This is a genomic window from Wolbachia endosymbiont of Phyllotreta cruciferae, assembly GCF_918697765.1.
GTDB classification, from domain to species: domain Bacteria; phylum Pseudomonadota; class Alphaproteobacteria; order Rickettsiales; family Anaplasmataceae; genus Wolbachia; species Wolbachia pipientis.
The window spans coordinates 1406796-1428124 of the sequence record NZ_OU953855.1; the positions used below are offsets into that span (position 1 = coordinate 1406796).

Annotated in this window: 11 protein-coding genes, 1 tRNA gene and 9 pseudogenes; 6 read left to right on the forward strand and 15 right to left on the reverse strand. The window is 34.8% G+C overall.

Annotated features, from left to right (window positions below):
* Nucleotides 1–87 precede the first annotated feature (87 nt).
* The gene (locus tag NL281_RS06540; protein ID WP_253303199.1) at nucleotides 88–2886 is read left to right on the forward strand and encodes a WPE palindromic element domain-containing protein; all 2799 of its coding nucleotides are present in this window, start codon (nucleotides 88–90) and stop codon (nucleotides 2884–2886) included.
* 116 nt (nucleotides 2887–3002) lie between these two features.
* Here the strand turns inward: NL281_RS06540 and NL281_RS06545 are convergent.
* Nucleotides 3003–3626: pseudogene (locus NL281_RS06545) on the reverse strand (transposase); the annotation flags it as partial.
* A gap of 57 nt (nucleotides 3627–3683) precedes the next feature.
* Here NL281_RS06545 and NL281_RS06550 point away from each other — a divergent pair.
* Nucleotides 3684–3968 (forward strand): annotated as a pseudogene (locus tag NL281_RS06550) (transposase); the annotation flags it as partial.
* A gap of 37 nt (nucleotides 3969–4005) precedes the next feature.
* On the opposite strand, the pseudogene NL281_RS06555 reads toward NL281_RS06550, so the two are convergent.
* The 4 genes and pseudogenes from NL281_RS06555 to NL281_RS06575 all read right to left on the reverse strand — a co-directional run bounded on the left by NL281_RS06555 (nucleotide 4006) and on the right by NL281_RS06575 (nucleotide 9584).
* Nucleotides 4006–5243: pseudogene (locus NL281_RS06555) on the reverse strand (IS4 family transposase).
* A gap of 106 nt (nucleotides 5244–5349) precedes the next feature.
* A pseudogene (gene ltrA, locus NL281_RS09295) lies at nucleotides 5350–6447 on the reverse strand (group II intron reverse transcriptase/maturase).
* A gap of 1287 nt (nucleotides 6448–7734) precedes the next feature.
* A pseudogene (locus NL281_RS06570) lies at nucleotides 7735–7908 on the reverse strand (UDP-N-acetylmuramate dehydrogenase); the annotation flags it as partial.
* 341 nt (nucleotides 7909–8249) lie between these two features.
* Entirely contained in the window at nucleotides 8250–9584 is a 1335-nt protein-coding gene (locus NL281_RS06575) for an IS4 family transposase (protein ID WP_253303200.1), read from the reverse strand.
* 22 nt (nucleotides 9585–9606) lie between these two features.
* Here NL281_RS06575 and NL281_RS06580 point away from each other — a divergent pair, with 22 nt between their 5' ends.
* On the forward strand, nucleotides 9607–10776 hold the full coding sequence (locus tag NL281_RS06580; protein ID WP_253303197.1) for an IS4 family transposase: 1170 nt from the start codon (nucleotides 9607–9609) through the stop codon (nucleotides 10774–10776).
* A gap of 96 nt (nucleotides 10777–10872) precedes the next feature.
* Here NL281_RS06580 and pstB read toward each other — a convergent pair whose 3' ends face one another.
* Both pstB and dapB read right to left on the reverse strand, forming a co-directional pair.
* Nucleotides 10873–11637, reverse strand: a complete 765-nt coding sequence (gene pstB, locus NL281_RS06585) for a phosphate ABC transporter ATP-binding protein PstB (RefSeq protein WP_253303201.1) — start codon at nucleotides 11635–11637, stop codon at nucleotides 10873–10875.
* Entirely contained in the window at nucleotides 11634–12419 is a 786-nt protein-coding gene (gene dapB, locus NL281_RS06590; RefSeq protein ID WP_006279993.1) for a 4-hydroxy-tetrahydrodipicolinate reductase, read from the reverse strand. The genes pstB and dapB overlap by 4 nt, the downstream gene beginning before the upstream one ends.
* Nucleotides 12420–12758: 339 nt before the next feature.
* On the opposite strand from dapB, the pseudogene NL281_RS06595 reads away from it, so the two are divergent.
* Nucleotides 12759–13292: pseudogene (locus tag NL281_RS06595) on the forward strand (transposase); the annotation flags it as partial.
* Between the two features lie 27 nt (nucleotides 13293–13319).
* Here the strand turns inward: NL281_RS06595 and NL281_RS06600 are convergent.
* From NL281_RS06600 to NL281_RS06625, 5 genes and pseudogenes are all read right to left on the reverse strand, one after another.
* Nucleotides 13320–14259 (reverse strand): annotated as a pseudogene (locus tag NL281_RS06600) (IS4 family transposase); the annotation flags it as partial.
* Nucleotides 14260–14722: 463 nt separating this feature from the next.
* Nucleotides 14723–15022, reverse strand: a pseudogene (locus NL281_RS09005) (IS4-like element ISWosp8 family transposase); the annotation flags it as partial.
* Between the two features lie 106 nt (nucleotides 15023–15128).
* Nucleotides 15129–16226: pseudogene (gene ltrA / locus NL281_RS09300) on the reverse strand (group II intron reverse transcriptase/maturase).
* A gap of 927 nt (nucleotides 16227–17153) precedes the next feature.
* Nucleotides 17154–18158 carry a gamma-glutamyl-gamma-aminobutyrate hydrolase family protein gene (locus tag NL281_RS06620; RefSeq protein WP_253303203.1) on the reverse strand — a complete coding sequence of 335 codons (1005 nt, stop codon included), beginning with the start codon at nucleotides 18156–18158 and terminating at the stop codon, nucleotides 17154–17156.
* Nucleotides 18159–18248: 90 nt separating this feature from the next.
* Nucleotides 18249–18321 (reverse strand) — tRNA-Phe (locus NL281_RS06625).
* 79 nt (nucleotides 18322–18400) lie between these two features.
* On the opposite strand from NL281_RS06625, the gene coaD reads away from it, so the two are divergent.
* Together coaD and NL281_RS06635 are read left to right on the forward strand one after the other, a co-directional pair.
* On the forward strand, nucleotides 18401–18907 hold the full coding sequence (coaD, locus tag NL281_RS06630) for a pantetheine-phosphate adenylyltransferase (protein WP_015589048.1): 507 nt from the start codon (nucleotides 18401–18403) through the stop codon (nucleotides 18905–18907).
* Between the two features lie 68 nt (nucleotides 18908–18975).
* Nucleotides 18976–19167 (forward strand): zinc-finger domain-containing protein, encoded by a 192-nt coding sequence (locus tag NL281_RS06635; protein WP_253303204.1) that lies wholly within the window; start codon nucleotides 18976–18978, stop codon nucleotides 19165–19167.
* Nucleotides 19168–19183: 16 nt separating this feature from the next.
* Here the strand turns inward: NL281_RS06635 and NL281_RS06640 are convergent, their stop codons facing one another.
* The 3 genes from NL281_RS06640 to frr all read right to left on the reverse strand — a co-directional run bounded on the left by NL281_RS06640 (nucleotide 19184) and on the right by frr (nucleotide 21328).
* Nucleotides 19184–19810, reverse strand: a complete 627-nt coding sequence (locus NL281_RS06640; protein ID WP_015589049.1) for a phosphatidate cytidylyltransferase — start codon at nucleotides 19808–19810, stop codon at nucleotides 19184–19186.
* Entirely contained in the window at nucleotides 19800–20495 is a 696-nt protein-coding gene (gene uppS / locus NL281_RS06645) for a polyprenyl diphosphate synthase (protein WP_253303205.1), read from the reverse strand. The genes NL281_RS06640 and uppS overlap by 11 nt, the downstream gene beginning before the upstream one ends.
* A 275-nt stretch (nucleotides 20496–20770) precedes the next feature.
* A complete protein-coding gene (gene frr / locus NL281_RS06655; RefSeq protein WP_253303206.1) occupies nucleotides 20771–21328 on the reverse strand; it encodes a ribosome recycling factor in 558 nt (185 codons plus the stop codon).
* Between the last annotated feature and the right edge of the window lies 1 nt (nucleotide 21329).

Here is a 21329-nt window from a genome sequence, read left to right on the forward strand (position 1 = left end):
AGATTTTAATATATAATAGCATACAAGCACGTTTATATTTTGAATAATTTCTATACAATAAAAGTGTTGTATTAATTGTTACTGTTAGTGGGAAGAGTTTTTACCGTTAATGTGGATGAATCCCTTTTCGATGTGCTGGTTCAGCATATATTTTCTGAATATGAAAGAGAAAAAATCCCTGAAGTAAAGATCATACTTCCTTGCAAGAGGGATGTGATAGCGCTGCTGAGTGCATTCAAGAATTATAACGCTAAAAAATGCATAATTTTGCCAGAGATAGTTTCGCTAGAGAACATCGATGAGGAGGATTTAATATTAAATCTTGATAGAGTCAAAGTTATCAAGCCAACAAAAAGGACGCTGCTACTCATTCAATTCATATTGGAGTGGAATAGAAAAAATAATGATAATTTTCCAATTGATTTAGCTTATAGCCTGCCATCATTGCTTGATAAAATTCAGTATACCCAAATGGCAGAGTTCGATGAACATTCAAAAAAAATAGAAAGTTTCATAAATTTACTTATTGAAACATGGAATAAAATTTTAAAAGATTTAGGAGTAGTAGATATATTAGAACATAAGAGTGATTACATAAACAGTATGATAACCTCTTTACAAAAAGACCAATATATAATCTTTGTTGGAATTGGAAAGGATAAGTCGTTAATTAAGGCTATATATGATCTGCCATTTGGAAAAATAATTTTGCCTAACCTGAATTTGAAAATTAAAGAGAAAGACTGGAAATTGCTTGATAAAAAACACTATCAATATTGCCTGAAAGATCTACTCGATTATTTAAAAGTGGATAGAAGGGATGTTAGTTTTCTGCCAGAAGCGTGTTCTGGTGTCATCCCAGTGCCCAGACACTGGGATCCAGAAAACTTAACTTTAAATGAGCGCACCAGGTGGCTGTATAATGAAAACTGGATCCCAGTGTCAGCTACTTGGATGACAGAAGAAAGGGCTGGGATAACAGGAAGTCCTGAGGAATATCTAGATTACGTCTTTGATACAACTGCCGATCTAAGCAAAGTTAGTAGTGGACATGTTGGCAATATTGAAGTCATCACTTGTGATTCCAGAGAGGAAGAAGCACAAGTGACATCATTAATTATAGAAAATGAAGGTTATGAAAACATTTCTTTGGTCGTCTTTGATAAATTACTTGCAGCTCGTATAGCATGTTTATCAAGGCAACACAGTGCCATACCGGAAAATTACCCTTATATAACGCTTCTGCTTTATAGTATCGAAGTTTTGACCTCAAATTGGAGCAGTGTGTCATTACTTTCGCTCCTTAAACATAGGCTAGTGACTTTTGGTTACACTCAAGAAGAGTACACTCGGATTTTATCTGAATTTGAAATAGAGATATTACGCAACTTTAGTACAAATGGCCTGAGCGATATTATAAATGCTATCAATGCCCATAAAAAGCTAAAATACAAAGAAGATATATTACTTATTATCAGTAAGTTAGAGGTTATATTTAATCCTTTACTTCGTTCTATAAATTGCTCTATTTTTGATGTGGTAGCAACTCATTTGCAGTGTATTAATATATTATCTGGTATAAATTTTTCAGAGCTAAATAGTGAAATAGGTAATTTTACCTGTAATTTCTCAAATGCATGTGAGGGTGTAGGAATTAAATGCTCCTTAGAGTTATATAGCCAAATTCTGACCTTATTTTTAGAGAAAGAGTTTTTCTCTGTAGCAAGTGACTTGAATAAATTCAGCTTATATCACAACAAAGTTGTAATACTTGCTGGATTTAATGAAGCGCCAAGCTTTCAAAATCCGCTTTTGAATGCATTTACGAGAGAAAAATTTAATCTTCCTTCCGTGCAAGAAGAGCAGGGGTATTTTTTTTATACTTTACACAATTTGTTTTGTGCAAGTAAGGTTTATATTACAAGATCGCTAAGCCATAGAAAACCAATTCTATTGCAGCGTTTGGAAATTCTGCTCAAGGAGGGGAAGCAGCCGTATCGTGATTGGCTAAGGATATTAAATACGCCTGAATGTACTGTTCCATGTACTCAGCCTATGCCAAAACCTCAAACCGAAGTTAGAAAAGAAAAAATGCAGGTGATGTCTTGCAGTGCAATAGAAAAGCTAATTCGTAATCCTTATTCATTTTACGTTGAATATATACTGGGTCTTAAACAATTAAGAGACTTGAATTTTAAGCCATCGATATTGGAATTTGGCACTATGGTACACAACATTCTTGCAAGATATTTACGCAACAAAAAATCTCCAATGAGCATTGCACGAGAAGCATTTTCGACTAGTCAGTTTAATTTTTCAAATATGTGGTGGGTAAGACTACAAAAGATAATTCAATCTTTTGTCGAATTTGATGAAACTCGAAGCAATTATGTTGAGTTGGAAAAGAACTTTTCCTGTCCGATATTTCATATTCCAGCGTGTGACACTGGTTCTTGTGATCAGTATGAAACTGCTTGGATGACAAATAAGCCACAAGAAATTTCACTGACAGCAAGATGTGATAGAGTTGAGTATCTATCAAGTGGGCAAGTAGCAATTATAGACTATAAACTTGGTTCACCACCTTCCAATGAAGAAGTGATGTCGGGGTTTTTTCCGCAATTAATTTTACAAGCCTTAGCGGTAGAACATATAACAAAAAGAGAAGTCTCAGAACTTGCTTATTGGAAACTTGATTATGATAAAATAAAAGTTATTTCTATACAAAATTATAGATACAAAATGCAAGAATTAAAAAATGATCTGCCTGGTTTTTTATCTAACTATTTAAGTAATTCCACACCCTTTATTGCCTCTCCATATTTTGATAAATTCCTGAGATTTAACAGCTATAAACAGCTAGAAAGGGTAGGAGAGTGGTTGTAAATGGTGTCATCCGAGTACCTGACACTGGTTTCTATCCAAAAGGGTGTCATCCCAGTGCTTGACACTGGGATGGCTTTGTTGCATCACACTTTATGAGATGGTGATTTATGGTAAATTCATGTAACTATCTCAAATTTAGCCATACCAATATCAGTGAATTTATTAAGCAAATAGCATTTGATTAGCAGTTCTTTTTCTCGATTTATCTCAGATTTATTCCTAAAACTAAATCCGAATATTTGCTTTAATCTTGAGAAAAACCCTTCAATATAAGATCTTTTCCCATAATTTACTTCTTTTTTCCATTCTTTCATGCCATCTTCACCGTATAATTTTATTAACCTAATAGCAGCATTCCTGTCAGACATATAATCTATTTCTGGATGTTCTGCCGCATTGTTTATTGGTGGAATTTTTGTCTTTATATCGTATTTGTTACACAACTTATAAAACTTGTGCCTATCACATGCTCTATCTGCATATAGTGCTTTTATGGCATGCTGAAAATCAACTTCTTTTAGCAAATCACAAGCTCCATAGTGATCAGAGTAGACACCGTTACTGTATTTTACAGCTATGGCTTTTTTGTTGTTTATATTCAACATTACGTGCAATTTTCTCGTTTGCTCATAGCCACGATATTTTCTGTCAGTGCTATTTTCCTTGCTGTGACCAGGAGTGTTGTTGTATATACTAATTCCTGTACTGTCTATAGCAATTTCGATATCTTCCATATTAGAGGTTGTCCACAAACCAAGGAATACGTAGTATATAAAGAAAGAATATTGAGGTAAGAGATGAGGAAAAAATATCCAACAGATTTAAGTAAAAGGGAATGGGCAAGAATAGAAAAACACTTCAGAGTATCGTACAAGAAAGGAGGAAGGCCACCAAAATACAGTAAGTGTGAGATAGTAGATGCAATTCTTTATATACTGCGCACAGGATGTCAATGGCGCTATTTACCACACGATTTTCCGCCGTGGAAGGCTGTGCATGAACAGTTTAGAAGATGGAAAAAGCAGGGAATTTTTGAGAAAATGAACTATGATATCACTAAATATAGTAGGTCAAAAATGGGAAGCCGAGCGCACAATGGCGTCAACTTAAGAACTTTCATTAGCAAACTCTCCTAAAGACATGATGGCGTTTGGGCTTATCTACCTTATCGCGGCTATACAATCGTCCTGGTCGGATTTTAACTTTAGCGCGTATACTTGCTCTATCAAAAAGGGCTTGAAAGTTTTTTGGCGCAATAAGTACCTGATAGAGTTTCTGCCTCATTACACCAAATAAAACCGAAAAATTTAAACGATACTTAGCAATTTGATCTGGATTCCAAGGCCCTTGTGCATCACACATATGAAGCGACAATATATTACACATGACTAAGTTTGCCCAAAATTCTTGTAATACAGCCTCTAAATTTACGCCAGAAAAATTCTCTAACTCTGCACCTATTTTGAGTCGTTTATAGCACTCCTCTATATGCCACCTTAATACATAAGCTTTGCTGATATCTTCCAAAGTAAATTTTTCTCGATCAAAAAGTGAAGTAACCAATACCTCTGTTTCTCCGTTGGCTAATGTCAGCACTATTACTCTTACTTTCTGTCCTTTCATTTTATTTTTTAGCTTTTCATTTTCTAATATAAAATCGAAATCTAATTCTCCAGATGCAATTCGTTCCCATAGCTTGCTATAATTTCTTTTTTGCAAGCGAAAAATAAAATCTACTTCCAAATCATAATGCTGCTGAATGAATTTTACTGAAGACGATCATAGATAAATAATAATTTCTTTTGATTTAATGAACGCATTTGAGTGATAACTTCGGGTAATTGCTCTTCCGCCAACGTTTGTTCACCTATATTCCAAGCCGCAAGACGAGCACTACAAATCAGCGAAGTACACAAATCAACAAACAAATTGCCAATGGTGACATTGTGCCTGTTGTTCCATTTGGTTTAAAGCGGCCAAACTCGGATACAATTTCCTCAGAGCTGGGTAATCTCATACCAGAACCATCTGCTGCAATAAGCCTATAGCCTCTCCAACTCAGGCTCATCTTGATAGGCTGTTTGGATGCTTAAATTCTTTAAAACCTGTATGACAAATCTTATATCTTGCTTTAGAAAAAGCTTGCTTTGAGGGTACATGTCAATGGCTCCATAAGTTCACATTCTATTCCCAAACTTTTTTTAACTAACTTTAAAATCATAGAAAATACTGTCGAAAAAGGAAGTTTTCTTGTTCGTGTAAAACTCAACACAATGGATTCTCTGAAAAGCTTTCGAGTATATTATATTTTTAATTTGTAGAATAAGATTTTTTCCTTTTTGTTTGGTAGAAGTCATAGTTTTAAATCCTCCTGATTAAGTTTTATCGCTATGACTCCCCCACCAGAACCGTGCTTGCAGCTTTCCCGCACACGGCTCCACAATGTAGTATTCACAGCATTTCCTATTTTGTATATAATGAGTAGCATATTCTTGGTTTTGGTAATGGATTAACTTGTAGATAGTGTATAAATTGCTTTGAATTCATACTCTTCTTCTGACTACGTCGGTTTATCCATTTATACGCTAGCTTGATTACCCGCCAGAAGAATTTATTCAACCACCGGTAATTTCCGCTAACTCCGAAGTAGTTATAGTGTCCTGTTAGTTTTGCTTTAAGTATTGACCACCAATCTTTAAGGTGAACTTTATTTCGGATCTTTTTCACCCATTCTTTGATTTCTTTAAGTTTTCTAGATAGATTTTCTTTCGAGGTTTTATGACCTACCATTACTCTACCTTTACGACTCCTTGTACCATAATGGGTGAATCCTAGAAAGTTGAAACTTTCCGTTTTTCGTTTCTCCCTTATTCCTTGTTGCCACTCCTTTTTGCCAAACTTTACTATTCTTGTTTTGTCTTCAGATATTTCCAGTCCAAATTTTCCTAGCCTTTGTTTCAGTGACTCTAAGAGTTCTCTAGCATCTTTTTCTCTTTCGCAGCAAATCAGGTGATCGTCTGCATACCTAACTAGCTCCATATAACCTTTAGATCTTAGCTTGAATTTCTTTTCAAACCACAAATCCAGCACATAATGCAACTATATATTAGCTAGTATAGGACTTACTATTCCCCCCTGAGGTGTGCCTAGTTCAGTTGCTTCATAATGTCCTGCTTCGACTACTCCTGCCTTAAGAAATCGTTTTACTAACCACAGTATGTTTGGGTCTGTTATCCGTTCTCTCAAGCATCTCATTAGCCATTTGTGCTGGACATTATCAAAGAATTTCTTGATATCAACTTCTACTACATAGTTAGTTGGTCTGTACATAACTGCTTTATTTAGTGCATTTACCGCTTGATGACAGCTTCTACCAGGACGAAAACCATATGAGTTATCCAGAAAGTTAGCTTCATAAATATTTTCTAATATCTTCTTCAGCATTATCTGGACTAACTTATCTTCTGTAGACGGTACTCCAAGCCCGCGTTTCTCTTTGCTTCCAGCTTTTGGTATATATACTCTTTTCACTGGTTGCGGTTGATATCGCTTTCTTTTCATACTATCCACCAGAGTGTTGAGCTTCTCTTCAAGATTTTCTCCATAAGCTTCTACTGTCACCTGGTCTATACCGCATGCTTTGTTATGCTTTAGCTCTTTATAACATTCAGCAAGATTCTCTGCGTTTATCAGATGAATTAACGATTAAATTTCAATCGTTTATCTTGCCTGGCTCTTACTGCTATCTGATTTAGTTTTCTTTGCACGTTATTCCAACCTCCGTTGTATTGGCATAGCAATTCCTAAACCAGTCACTATATTGCTGACCGCTTCCCCTTGTATGTGGCTTTCCCACACTCTGAGTACTATCAATCAGTCCGACTTCCTTTATATCTTCCGTCAGTACTCGCCTTTGTTGACTTGTTCCAACGTACCTTAATAGGAATACAAAGGATCTCCCAAGTTTACGTAAACTCCATCTCAACACGTGATACGGCCTCAGATCCCGATAGAGTGAGTGATAACTTGCCCTATTGTTACCCTTCTTGCTGTCTTCCACTATATGCAACGTGTCGACCTCTATGACATCGAGAATTTCGGGACTCAATACCTTCACTTTCGTTGTACCCTGTGTTGTCCATTCCACTAGCTTTACTACGCTCGTTACCTTACGCAGCATAGTGGTTTGTTCCAGCCTGCTGGCTAGGCTTTGCCTGGGTTGGATTTTCACCAACTGGACTTTACGCACTTTGCTTGGCGCACGCATGTTTCACCTAAAAAGGACACATTTTAGACTTCTTTGTTGAAATAAAACAGAAACAGAAACAAAAGTGCTGTTTATTGCACTCTTTGGATAATTTAATGATAAAAAATTTAGAGAGAAATTTTATACACTATCGCTGATATTTTTCCTTAAGTTGACGCCATTGTGTGAACGGTTACTAATTAAGAACTTTAATTATCAATCATAAATCACTGAATTTCGCTAGTAAATTTGTTGCCATTGTCCATATTGCACAATTGTATATAAGATATAGTATAACAATAGTGTCCGTTCAGCTAATACCAATTCCCACTGCACAATAAACGGATAGATAACAATGGAAAAAAAGCCATACTATTGCCTTTCTTTCTCACTCCACAATTAAATAACTCTACAATATCGCTTATTTGATTCACTAATAATGAGAATTGGTATAACTTTGCTATTTTTCTCTCTAGATTCTTGCAAAGTTCTACAAGATTAACCACATTACCTCACGGTTTCTCTATGATTATTTTTTTAGATTACTTGTTTACCTTATTTGCCGTTCTCCTGAACGAATATACATAAGCTATAAAAACTATCTAATAGCTACCCAAAACCCTTATTTCCCACTCAAGTTCAACATTAAATTTATCCTTTACTGCATCTTTTACTTTGTTGCCAAGGTTTTCCAAGTCAGATGCAGTTGCATTATCGTAATTGAGCAAGAAGTTACAATGTTTCTTAGAGATTCTAGCTCCACCAATATTTAACCCTTACTATTACCCACAAATAAAAACATAGTATTGTATTTACTCAAATAATTTAATTTTATTAACCTGAAAGCTTATTAGATTAAAATTATTAAACTAAGAGTTATAATTTTAGCAACTAAAAGCTGTAAATTGCACCATATAAACAGTTATTTCAAGCAAAAGTTATGCCATTAAGAGCTATGCAACAAACATTTATATTTGTGGGTAATAGTAAGGATTAAGGGCTTACTTTTACCCACAATTTTGAGAGGTTATGATGTGAAGCATAACAATGCTCTCCTTAAGGTTTTCATAGCCCCGCCATAGAGTCATAGACCCTGGTAAATTATCACTTTTTCTATTCATAAATCACCCAATTTTCCTAACCAAATAATAGCTTGTTTTATGTTTGGAGGTTCTTCGGGTAATGTTGCTACCCGATACTCACGCATGTAAAGGACCTTCCACTCTTCGTTGCTTAAAATTTTAGTACAAATTTCCATGGGATTTGATAAAGCCACTTTTGTCAAATATAAAATTTTAAACGCGATTATACTTTTTATAGCAATTAACTTCTGTAATCTTTCTTTTGTAGCTAAGCGGGAGCTTTCTATCTTACATCCTGATTTTAAAATCCTAAAATACTCTTCAATTTTCCACCTTAGCTTATACCAATTTATCTTTTCTATGGCATCTAAAGTATTATTAATCGGTACATTAGTTAGTAGAGTCCAGTCGATAGCTTCCAATCCATCAGGAGGATTTGTTTCTTTTGCACTTACCACATATACAGGGATTTTATCACTTATTTTATGTATTGTATCTTTTGACCCATAAATGGAAGAAGATCTGATAGGTATATAGCCTTTCATATACTTAACTTCAATATTAGCTTTCCTTGATCTCTGGTTTCCACCTTTAGTAACTTCTAGAGAAATTTTCTTTTTTACTGGCAGTTGAGTGATGCGTGTTTGCAAATCTGTTTTTCCGACTTCAGTACAGATAAATCTTCTATTAGCTCGATTGCGGATTACATAAAAACTACCTAACGTCTCAGCCACCCATAAAAATTTGAAGATGTCTGCTTCCCTATCACCAAGGGTAACAAGTTGTACATTTGGAGGAAGGTTGTTTATAGTTTCTTTAAGAGCTGTTATCCACTTATAACTTTCTTTTTCTTCTATGGAGGTACGGTATTTTCTGTTTGCTTTTTCTTGTGCCGTTTCTTCTTCCCTAATAGAACGCGCCCAACATTGTTGGGAAGATAGACCTAAAGGTAATCCGTCTCTGCTGACTATTAAGGCACTATGCAACAGTAAACCCATTTTATGCTTTGTATAAGCTTTAGAAATACTGCCTAGTCTCTTGGTCTTTATATGAGAGTCAAAATCCAAATAACTTGTATCTTGAACTGAAAAGACCAACTGGTTTCCTTTTATTCTTTCCTTAGTTTCTTTATAATGGGAAGAATAAATTTCCTTATCTTCAAGCTTTTCATTGCTAAATAATCTATATGCACCCTTAGCTTCTTTCCACCCACTACAGCTTTGATTAATTGAACCAGATGCCTTACCCTCTATGCAATAACTTGTTTTTATAAGCCTTTTATTAAGCCTTTTATCTCCCAAATTAATGTGTTTTAACTCTCTTTCCAGCCATTTATCCCCTAAGTGTTGAAAGTAACACAAAAAAGACATAAAGAACTATTATTGCAAGAAAATGGAGGCAATAATGGATCAAATAGAAAGAGTACTAAATTTAATAAAAGATGAGGATTTAGAAAGGCTAGGAAAATTAAGTGAAGTAGATAAATGTAATACTAAATTGTTGGGCAAGATTATATTTAAAGGTCTAATGAAGTTAATATTAATGGGGCAAAAAACAAGCCTAAGAGCGCTAGAAATGGTAATAAACAGGTGTATAATGGATAAGAATAGCGATAAAAGTACAGTAACATACAGTGGTTTGTCAAAAAGGTTAAAAGTTATAAATCCAGAATATTTTAAGGGAGTATATATTGATTTGATGAGCAAGATTAAAAAGCTATTACCCCAAAAAACATCAAATAACTTACATAAGTTTGATTCGACGATCATAAATTTATCGGGATATCTCATAAAAGATGGGCTAAAAATAGGCGGTAAAAGTAACGACAGTCAAGTTAAAGTGAGTGTAGGATTAAAGGATCAATTGCCGACAAGTATAAGATTTTGTAAAGGACAAGAAGAAAGTAGTGAAGATATAGCATTAGTGAGAGCAATTAATGAAGCTAAAGTTGAAAAAGAGGATATTTTATTATTTGATAGAGGAATCAGAAAAGTTGGAACTTTTGCCGAATTTGATGAAAAGGAGTACAAATTTATCACAAGAGTTAAAGTAGGAAGAAAACATGATGTTATAAGCAGGAACAAAGTTATAAGAGAACAAAAATCGGATGGATCAGAGATTTTAGAAGATATAATAGTTAATCTTTATCGTGCACGAGGTAAAGTGGCAGAAAAGCATGATCTACGGCTAATAAAAATCAGAAATAAAATTGGAGATGAAATATGGTTTTTGACAAACTTGTTTGAAATGCCAGCTTATGAAGTAACAGAGCTATATAGGCGCAGATGGGATATAGAAGTGTTCTTTAAATTTATAAAGCAAAATCTTGGATATAAGCACTTTTTAAGCCATACTATGAATGGCATGAAGGTGTATATTTACATGATTATTATTACGGCTTTGTTATTTCTTGTTTATAAAATCAAAAATAATCTACATGGGTTCAAAATAGCATTACTGCAATTCACATTGGATCTAAATGACTCTTTTATACGTTCGATTGTTTTACTGTCGGGAGGTAATTTACATGCCGTTGATCATCTCATATCACGTTATTTTTGATACTTTCAACACTTATGCCATTTATCCCCTAAGCCATCTGTATATTGCACGCTTGTACTTGTTTCTATCATTTTGATCCTAAATTATTTAGCTTACTCACTTTTTACATTTGTGGGTAAAAGTAAGTGTTAAGGGAGATTGAGCATTTTCGAATATTTCTTGAGTGCTTCCAGACTCAACAATTCTGCCATTATGAAAGAAAATTACACTATCAGATAACTTTTTAGCTTGCTTCATTGAATGAGTCACCATAATTATAGTAAATCTTAATTTCAGCTCTTGTATAAGATTTTCGATTGCATTGGTTGCCATTGGATCAAGAGCAGAGCACGGTTCATCCATTAATAAAATAGTTGGCTTCACTGCAATTGCGCGAGCGATGCATAGCCTCTGTTGTTGGCCACCGGATAAATTGAGTGCGCTATCTTGCAATCTGTCCTTCAATTCTTCCCATAAACCAACCTTGGTTAAACTATTTTCCACCATCTCATTCAATTTTTGCTTATCCTTCGCCATACCATGCAATTTTGGCCCACAAGCAACATTATCATATATTGATTTTGGAAAAGGATTTGGCTTTTGAAATACCATACCAACTTTTGCTCTAAGTAGTACAACATCCATATCGCGTGAATATATATCACCCAGCCCATCGATATCTAATTCACCAACAGTTTTACAACCTGGTACATAGTCATTCATACGATTAAAACAACGCAAAAATGTTGATTTACCGCACCCGGATGGTCCGATAAAAGTAGTAACTTTTCTTTTATAAATATTCAAATTTATATCGAATAAAACTTGCTTAGAGCCGTACCAGAGATTTAAATCTTTAACAGAGGCACGTGTATTGCTCATATCACATCCTGCATTGAATAGAGCCCCGGAATTTCTCTTTTATTTTCGTATAGCCATACTGCTGCTTGAACAGCTCCTCTAGCAAATGTTGTGCGATCAATTGCTTTGTGGTTTAGTTCTATCCGTTCATCAGAATTAACAAACATCACGCTGTGATCTCCTATTACTCCACCTCCGCGAGATACTGCAAAACCTATTCCCCCCTTTTTCCTTATGTTTGAACCACTATGTAAATATTGATTGGACTGAAAATCCACTTTTGAAGCGTTAGCAATTGTTTTGCCAAGTTCTATAGCTGTTCCAGATGGTGAATCCTTTTTTAAGTTATGATGCATTTCCCAAATCTCAACGTCATATTCATTACCTAAAAGCTCAGCAGCTTTTTTTACCAATTTCAGCAACACATTAACCCCAACACTCATATTTGCTGACCATAATATTGGAACTTCAGCAGCATATTCTTTCAAATCGACACCTTCTATTCCAGTTGTGCCACTAACCAGCGGTGTTTTAAATTTTACAGCTGCTTTAAGGCAGTCTAACATACATTCTTTAGTTGTAAAATCTATTACAACGTCAGATAACTCAAATATGCCACTAATAGAACTTGTAACCTTGATTCCTAGATTGGCTATAATTGGTCCAATATCTGAATCTATGTACTTACTGCCTGAACGGGCAACAGCACCTGCTATTTCCACTTTGGTATTTGTAATTAATTCATTGAGTATTTTTTTGCCCATTCTGCCTAAGCAGCCTATTACTCCAACTCTGATTTTCATAAAGCTTTTTACGTTTATTAAGAATGTTAGGCCTTTTTTTAAGCTCTGTCACTTCTGATCTATATTCTATAGCTGTACGAACACTGCAATTTCAGATCCCAGTGCCTTGACCACAACTATTGCAATATGGTACATAGTGAACGATGTCATTCCAGTCTGGAATCTAGCCTTTCTGCAATCTCATCGAAAACGTTGTAACCACTTTCTATGCTAGTTTGCTTGCTTACAAGCAAACTTTTCTGGATCCCAGTGGGCTTTGTTGCATCGCTCAAGTGAAAAGAACTGGCAGTTACTGACAAAATTCATTATAAATAGCCATTTAACTGTTGAAGAAAAAATATGCCACAAAAAATGAGAGTCAGTAACTGCCATGAATATAACAAATTTCTCCAAGAAAGAGGAAGCATTTTTTGTTATATCAATGACGCCATAGAAAATTGGTACGAGAATTGTCCAAAAATGCAGGGCGGCAACTATATTTATAGTGATAAAGTTGTGATTTTGGTGCATATAATCGTCAGTTTCTTTAGAATTGGTTTAAGACAAACAGTCGGGTTTATAAAAGGGTATTTGCAACAAATAGGAAGAGATTTGGCAGTTATCAGCTATTCACAAGCATCAAGAAGGTTTAAGAAACTTAATATTAAGATAAATGATTGCAGAATTGATAAAAATAATATGGAAGATATCGAAATTGCTATAGACAGTACAGGAATTAGTATATACAACAACACTCCTGGTCACAGCAAGGAAAATAGCACTGACAGAAAATATCGTGGCTATGAGCAAACGAGAAAATTGCACGTAATGTTGAATATAAACAACAAAAAAGCCATAGCTGTAAAATACAGTAACGGTGTCTACTCTGATCACTCAATGGCGTCAACTTAAGAACTTTCATTAGCAAACTCTCCTAAAGACATGATGGCGTTTGGGCTTATCTACCTTATCGCGGCTATACAATCGTCCCGGTCGGATTTTAACTTTAGCGCGTATACTTGCTCTATCAAAAAGGGCTTGAAAGTTTTTTGGCGCAATAAGTACCTGATAGAGTTTCTGCCTCATTACACCAAATAAAACCGAAAAATTTAAACGATACTCAGCAATTTGATCTGGATTCCAAGGCCCTTGTGCATCACACATATGAAGCGACAATATATTACACATGACTAAGTTTGCCCAAAATTCTTGTAATACAGCCTCTAAATTTACGCCAGAAAAATTCTCTAACTCTGCACCTATTTTGAGTCGTTTATAGCACTCCTCTATATGCCACCTTAATACATAAGCTTTGCTGATATCTTCCAAAGTAAATTTTTCTCGATCAAAAAGTGAAGTAACCAATACCTCTGTTTCTCCGTTGGCTAATGTCAGCACTATTACTCTTACTTTCTGTCCTTTCATTTTATTTTTTAGCTTTTCATTTTCTAATATAAAATCGAAATCTAATTCTCCAGATGCAATTCGTTCCCATAGCTTGCTATAATTTCTTTTTTGCAAGCGAAAAATAAAATCTACTTCCAAATCATAATGCTGCTGAATGAATTTTACTGAAGACGATCATAGATAAATAATAATTTCTTTTGATTTAATGAACGCATTTGAGTGATAACTTCGGGTAATTGCTCTTCCGCCAACGTTTGTTCACCTATATTCCAAGCCGCAAGACGAGCACTACAAATCAGCGAAGTACACAAATCAACAAACAAATTGCCAATGGTGGCATTGTGCCTGTTGTTCCATTTGGTTTAAAGCGGCCAAACTCGGATACAATTTCCTCAGAGCTGGGTAATCTCATACCAGAACCATCTGCTGCAATAAGCCTATAGCCTCTCCAACTCAGGCCTTACTATTACCCACAAATATAAATGTTTGTTGCATAGCTCTTAATGCTTACTATTACCCACAAATATAAATGTTTGTTGCATAGCTCTTAATGGCATAACTTTTGCTTGAAATAACTGTTTATATGGTGCAATTTACAGCTTTTAGTTGCTAAAATTATAACTCTTAGTTTAATAATTTTAATCTAATAAGCTTTCAGGTTAATAAAATTAAATTATTTGAGTAAATACAATACTATGTTTTTATTTGTGGGTAATAGTAAGCTCTTAATGGCATAACTTTTGCTTGAAATAACTGTTTATATGGTGCAATTTACAGCTTTTAGTTGCTAAAATTATAACTCTTAGTTTAATAATTTTAATCTAATAAGCTTTCAGGTTAATAAAATTAAATTATTTGAGTAAATACAATACTATGTTTTTATTTGTGGGTAATAGTAAGGCCTATAGCCTCTCCAACTCAGGCTCATCTTGATAGGCTGTTTGGATGCTTAAATTCTTTAAAACCTGTATGACAAATCTTATATCTTGCTTTAGAAAAAGCTTGCTTTGAGGGTACATGTCAATGGCTCCATAAGTTCACATTCTATTCCCAAACTTTTTTTAACTAACTTTAAAATCATAGAAAATACTGCCGAAAAAGGAAGTTTTCTTGTTCGTGTAAAACTCAACACAATGGATTCTCTGAAAAGCTTTCGAGTATATTATATTTTTAATTTGTAGAATAAAATTTTTTCCTTTTTGTTTGGTAGAAGTCATAGTTTTAAATCCTCCTGATTAAGTTTTATCGCTATGACTCCCCCACCAGAACCGTGCTTGCAGCTTTCCCGCACACGGCTCCACAATGTAGTATTCACAGCATTTCCTATTTTGTATATAATGAGTAGCATATTCTTGGTTTTGGTAATGGATTAACTTGTAGATAGTGTATAAATTGCTTTGAATTCATACTCTTCTTCTGACTACGTCGGTTTATCCATTTATACGCTAGCTTGATTACCCGCCAGAAGAATTTATTCAACCACCGGTAATTTCCGCTAACTCCGAAGTAGTTATAGTGTCCTGTTAGTTTTGCTTTAAGTATTGACCACCAATCTTTAAGGTGAACTTTATTTCGAATCTTTTTCACCCATTCTTTGATTTCTTTAAGTTTTCTAGATAGATTTTCTTTCGAGGTTTTATGACCTACCATTACTCTACCTTTACGACTCCTTGTACCATAATGGGTGAATCCTAGAAAGTTGAAACTTTCCGTTTTTCGTTTCTCCCTTATTCCTTGTTGCCACTCCTTTTTGCCAAACTTTACTATTCTTGTTTTGTCTTCAGATATTTCCAGTCCAAATTTTCCTAGCCTTTGTTTCAGTGACTCTAAGAGTTCTCTAGCATCTTTTTCTCTTTCGCAGCAAATCAGGTGATCGTCTGCATACCTAACTAGCTCCATATAACCTTTAGATCTTAGCTTGAATTTCTTTTCAAACCACAAATCCAGCACATAATGCAACTATATATTAGCTAGTATAGGACTTACTATTCCCCCCTGAGGTGTGCCTAGTTCAGTTGCTTCATAATGTCCTGCTTCGACTACTCCTGCCTTAAGAAATCGTTTTACTAACCACAGTATGTTTGGGTCTGTTATCCGTTCTCTCAAGCATCTCATTAGCCATTTGTGCTGGACATTATCAAAGAATTTCTTGATATCAACTTCTACTACATAGTTAGTTGGTCTGTACATAACTGCTTTATTTAGTGCATTTACCGCTTGATGACAGCTTCTACCAGGACGAAAACCATATGAGTTATCCAGAAAGTTAGCTTCATAAATATTTTCTAATATCTTCTTCAGCATTATCTGGACTAACTTATCTTCTGTAGACGGTACTCCAAGCCCGCGTTTCTCTTTGCTTCCAGCTTTTGGTATATATACTCTTTTCACTGGTTGCGGTTGATATCGCTTTCTTTTCATACTATCCACCAGAGTGTTGAGCTTCTCTTCAAGATTTTCTCCATAAGCTTCTACTGTCACCTGATCTATACCGCATGCTTTGTTATGCTTTAGCTCTTTATAACATTCAGCAAGATTCTCTGCGTTTATCAGATGAATTAACGATTAAATTTCAATCGTTTATCTTGCCTGGCTCTTACTGCTATCTGATTTAGTTTTCTTTGCACGTTATTCCAACCTCCGTTGTATTGGCATAGCAATTCCTAAACCAGTCACTATATTGCTGACCGCTTCCCCTTGTATGTGGCTTTCCCACACTCTGAGTACTATCAATCAGTCCGACTTCCTTTATATCTTCCGTCAGTACTCGCCTTTGTTGACTTGTTCCAACGTACCTTAATAGGAATACAAAGGATCTCCCAAGTTTACGTAAACTCCATCTCAACACGTGATACGGCCTCAGATCCCGATAGAGTGAGTGATAACTTGCCCTATTGTTACCCTTCTTGCTGTCTTCCACTATATGCAACGTGTCGACCTCTATGACATCGAGAATTTCGGGACTCAATACCTTCACTTTCGTTGTACCCTGTGTTGTCCATTCCACTAGCTTTACTACGCTCGTTACCTTACGCAGCATAGTGGTTTGTTCCAGCCTGCTGGCTAGGCTTTGCCTGGGTTGGATTTTCACCAACTGGACTTTACGCACTTTGCTTGGCGCACGCATGTTTCACCTAAAAAGGACACATTTTAGACTTCTTTATTGAAATAAAACAGAAACAAAAGTGCTGTTTATTGCACTCTTTGGATAATTTAATGATAAAAAATTTAGAGAGAAATTTTATACACTATCGCTGATATTTTTCCTTAAGTTGACGCCATTGCCTGAACGGATACATGACAAATCTATCGTTTATCAAATCGTCGGTAAGCCTAAAGCTATAGCCATTAAGCACGATAAAGAAAATCATTCATAATCGCTATAGCAACTAGTGTAGACACTTGACGTTCCTTGTGATTTGATAAATAGAGGTTTTTATCTGACTTCACAACAAGGGCTTCTGGATGACTTTGAAAGTGAACATTACCATGCTTATCTTCAATAGCCTCTATTACCCCCTCACTGGAAAATGCTGCAACTTTATATCCAAGTGACTCCAATTTTCTTCTATTTTCTGGTGTATTACTTACTGCTCCTGAATGAGCATCTGGAAAATATGTTGAAAACCAACCATTTTCATCAGGTATTAGGAATTTAGCTACTACTTCTGCTAAACGACTATTTGGAACAATCTTTATCTGTTGTAAAGGCACATCTTCCTGCTTTGGATTAAGCGCTGACATTAAATGGGTCTTTTGCTGTCTTTCATAACCCGCTACTTCAATTCCTTTTGCACGCATAATGTCTTGTAACCCACCACATATGCCAAGTAAATGAATTGCAGGATTGTCATCTACTATTTTTACAATTGCTTTAGTAGCAAGATCGTTGTAAAAATCAGCAATGCGAGTTTTTGGCTGATGAAGATCATTTAGAATAAATATTCTATTTATCTTTTGCTCTTTAATGAATCGTGCAACTTCAATTTTTATTCGGTCTAGTGCTAGCGCCAACACTTCATCTTGTTTTGCAAAGATAAGCGACTTTTCTTGGATTCCTGTTAGGTTAATTATTTTATTGTAATCAATGAGTACGGTTTTAACTCCAAAATTATTGAATATCTCATAAATTTGAGATACCTCACGCCCAAATGCTCCTTCCTTTTTCAACAAACCAACAACTATGTCATTATTTACTGTATTTTCTGCCGTCAAGACAGTTGACGCTGGTTCTTCTTTTCTGGTTACATGTTGAGATGCCGGTTTTTCACTAACGCCAGCATAAGTAATATTGCTTAATAATAGAACTATAATTAATAAGATATTAAATATTCTGCTATAATATCTATACATATAGTTTACCCTCTCAACACTTATATCAATATCATAACATATTATAGAACGTTTTACAACAAAAAGGTAAATTTGGTAAGAAAGAGAAGGTGGCCTGAGCAGGAATCGAACCAGCGACACAAGGATTTTCAGTCCTTTGCTCTACCAACTGAGCTATCAGGCCAACTGTATACTTTTATTTTTAGATAAAAAATGTTATTATGTCTATCAAAAGTTTTTAAAGTAGTTTATAAAAATAAAGGATGAACATTAATGACAAAATAGGAATCTACCCTGGCACATTTGACCCTATAACTTTTGGGCATATTGACATAATCAAAAGAGCGTGTAAACTAGTCGATAAATTAATAATAGGAGTTGCAGAAAACGTTAATAAGCATACTGCCTTTGACACAAAGCTACGCACAAGCATGGCTGAAAATGAAATCAAAGGACTAGGAATTGATGCAGATGTTATATCTTTTAATGGGTTGTTAGTGAAGTTTGCCAAAGAGCAGAATGCTTCTGTTATTATTAGAGGATTAAGAGCAGTGTCGGATTTTGATTACGAGTTTCAAATGAGTTGGGTAAATTATAAACTTCTTCCTGAAATCGAAACCATATTTCTTCCCGCTTCTGAAGATACTCAATTTATCTCATCAAGCTTTGTAAAGGAAATAGCAAGATTAGGAGAAGATGTTAGCAAATTTGTATCAAAAGGTGTTCAAAACGAATTGATTAACCTGAATAGGATAAAAAATGGAGAATAGTGCTTGTTGTTTTTTATTTCTGAATGGGTATATTCAATATATAAAATGTTATAAGCTAAAGGAGCAGCATGTCAAAAGTGAGGGTTAATAATAGAAAAGTTTGTTGTCATGGTGATAAGAATGATGAGGGTTCCGGCCATCCATTAATATATTTAGATATGGGAGAAGAAGAGGAAATAGCCTGCCCTTATTGTGAAAAGACGTTTGTCCATGACTGCACTGTAGAAGCGGTTGGGGAGCTGACTAGGGATGAGCTCTAATGGCACTTCTGCAGACTTAGCTTATGTAAATAGCAATAAGAGGGGCAGTAAAAATGAAACTGTCCATACGGTCGAGCACTCCCCCATGGCCAGGTATCATATTTCCACTATCTTTAACACCGTAAGCTCTTTTAACAAGCGACTCAGTGAAATCGCCAAGTTGCGCTAGAATAGCAATTGCAAGGCCAATGATTGGAGAATAAAAAATTGAAAATAGACCAAAAAATATTGATCCAAAAATTGTGCACACTACTCCAGCTAAAATCGCACCAAGAAGTCCTGTCCAAGTTTTTCCAGGGCTAAGAATTGGGCAAATTTTAGCTCCACCAAAATTCTTGCCAAATAGGTAGGCAGTAACGTCAATTCCCCAAATGGTTAAGACGAACCATACTAATGCGTATTTTCCCTGTGGTAGATTATATAAATATATTAATGAGGCGCTTGGTAGTGCAATCAATAATAATGCAAAAACATATAAAATTTTATTTCCTTGGGTTAGATTATACCATTCAAAAGAAGATAAAACTGCTATTGAAAAAATCAATAGGTAAAACGATAAATCACTAAAATATGTAGCAAAGGAAAATATGAATAATATTACTATTGAGGACAACATTCTAATTATAAAATTATTATCTACCATATTTTTTCTCTCTTTTTGTATAATCTTCTAATGCTTTACTCAAATCTTGACAAGAAAAATCAGGCCATAAAGTATCACAAAAATACAATTCAGCATAAGCTGCTTGCCATAATAAAAAGTTGCTTAACCTTTTTTCGCCGCCAGTGCGAATTAATAAATCCAATTTTGGCAAATCTTTAGTATACAGAAATTTTTCAAATTCCTCTTCTGATACATAAGCAATATTTTCTTTTATAATATTGCTTATAGCTTGTGTAATTTCTTGCTTTGCTCCGTAACTGACTGCCACAGTGAGTAATAAACCATCGTTCTTATGTGTCATTTCTTCTGCTTTTTTAATTTGATCCAATATTTTACTGGATAACAGACTTAAATTGCCAATAAAATTCAACTTAATGTTACAGTTGCAAATGAAATTGACTTTATCTTCATTAGTTAAAACGGAGTAAAATAAATCAAATAGACAGTCAATTTCGTTTTTGGGTCTAAGCCAATTCTCCATAGAGAATGCATACAAAGTTAAGTAGGGTATGGTTAGGTCCGTACAATACTTGGCAATATCGTATGCAACTTCACTGCCCTTTTTATAACCATCAATTTTTACTCTTCCTTGATTGTTTGCCCATCTACCATTACCATCCATAATAATTGCTAAATGTTTCGGTAAAGATTCTTGATTCAACATTTAAATTTAACCTAATTTTGACTTGAGTGAAATTTTTTGGATTTCAATGGACACCTGGAAGGTGTCAGCTACTTGCATGACAGGAAGAGAGTTACTGTAGTGACACCAATAGTTGATACTTGAATGCAAAATTGGTGTCATCCCAGTGCTCCGACACTGGGATCCAGGAAATTTGATTTCAAACAAGTGTATCAGATAGTTGTATAGTAAAGACTGGATTCCAGTGTCAAGCACTGGAATGACATCATTTGCTATGTAAGCTTTCTCCATATCATTTAGTAATTCAGTATATCCTTTTCTTTGATGGACAATTCACCATCAATTTTTTTTATATTATTATCAGTAATATTTTGTATTTCCTTTTTAGCACCATGAAAATCATCTTCTGAGATTTCTTTATTTTCCTTCATTTTTTCTGTTTCTTCCATAATATCTCTACGTATATTTCTAATGGCAATCCGTGCATTTTCAGCAAACTGATGCAATAATTTCACTAATTTTTCACGGATTTCTTGTGTTAAGTCCGGAAGAGCTATACGTATGGTATTGCCCTCAACAACAGGATTTAAATTCAAGTTGGCATTTAATATAGCATTTTTCACTTCACCGACAACATTAATATCCCAAATTTTAATTGATAGAGTTTTGTTATCTATAACCGAAACACCTGCAACCTGATTTAACTTTTGATGTCCACCATAGATATTTACAACTATACCATCAAGCAACGATGCGCTAGCTCTACCAGTGCGTACGCCTTTAATATCATCATGAAAGGACTGAATAGTTTTTAGCATTCTTTCTTTTGTTTTAGCTTTTATTTCATTTAACATA

What these genes read in the sequence shown, in the direction of transcription:
- NL281_RS06640 (WP_015589049.1), bottom strand. Translation starts at nt 19,810, where the DNA reads ATGGTAGATAATAATTTTATAATTAGAATGTTGTCCTCAATAGTAATA.
- NL281_RS06575 (WP_253303200.1), bottom strand. Translation starts at nt 9,584, where the DNA reads ATGTCTTTTTTGTGTTACTTTCAACACTTAGGGGATAAATGGCTGGAA.
- pstB (WP_253303201.1), bottom strand. Translation starts at nt 11,637, where the DNA reads ATGAGCAATACACGTGCCTCTGTTAAAGATTTAAATCTCTGGTACGGC.
- NL281_RS06580 (WP_253303197.1), top strand. Translation starts at nt 9,607, where the DNA reads ATGGAGGCAATAATGGATCAAATAGAAAGAGTACTAAATTTAATAAAA.
- frr (WP_253303206.1), bottom strand. Translation starts at nt 21,328, where the DNA reads ATGTTAAATGAAATAAAAGCTAAAACAAAAGAAAGAATGCTAAAAACT.
- coaD (WP_015589048.1), top strand. Translation starts at nt 18,401, where the DNA reads ATGAACATTAATGACAAAATAGGAATCTACCCTGGCACATTTGACCCT.
- NL281_RS06635 (WP_253303204.1), top strand. Translation starts at nt 18,976, where the DNA reads ATGTCAAAAGTGAGGGTTAATAATAGAAAAGTTTGTTGTCATGGTGAT.
- dapB (WP_006279993.1), bottom strand. Translation starts at nt 12,419, where the DNA reads ATGAAAATCAGAGTTGGAGTAATAGGCTGCTTAGGCAGAATGGGCAAA.
- uppS (WP_253303205.1), bottom strand. Translation starts at nt 20,495, where the DNA reads ATGTTGAATCAAGAATCTTTACCGAAACATTTAGCAATTATTATGGAT.
- NL281_RS06620 (WP_253303203.1), bottom strand. Translation starts at nt 18,158, where the DNA reads ATGTATAGATATTATAGCAGAATATTTAATATCTTATTAATTATAGTT.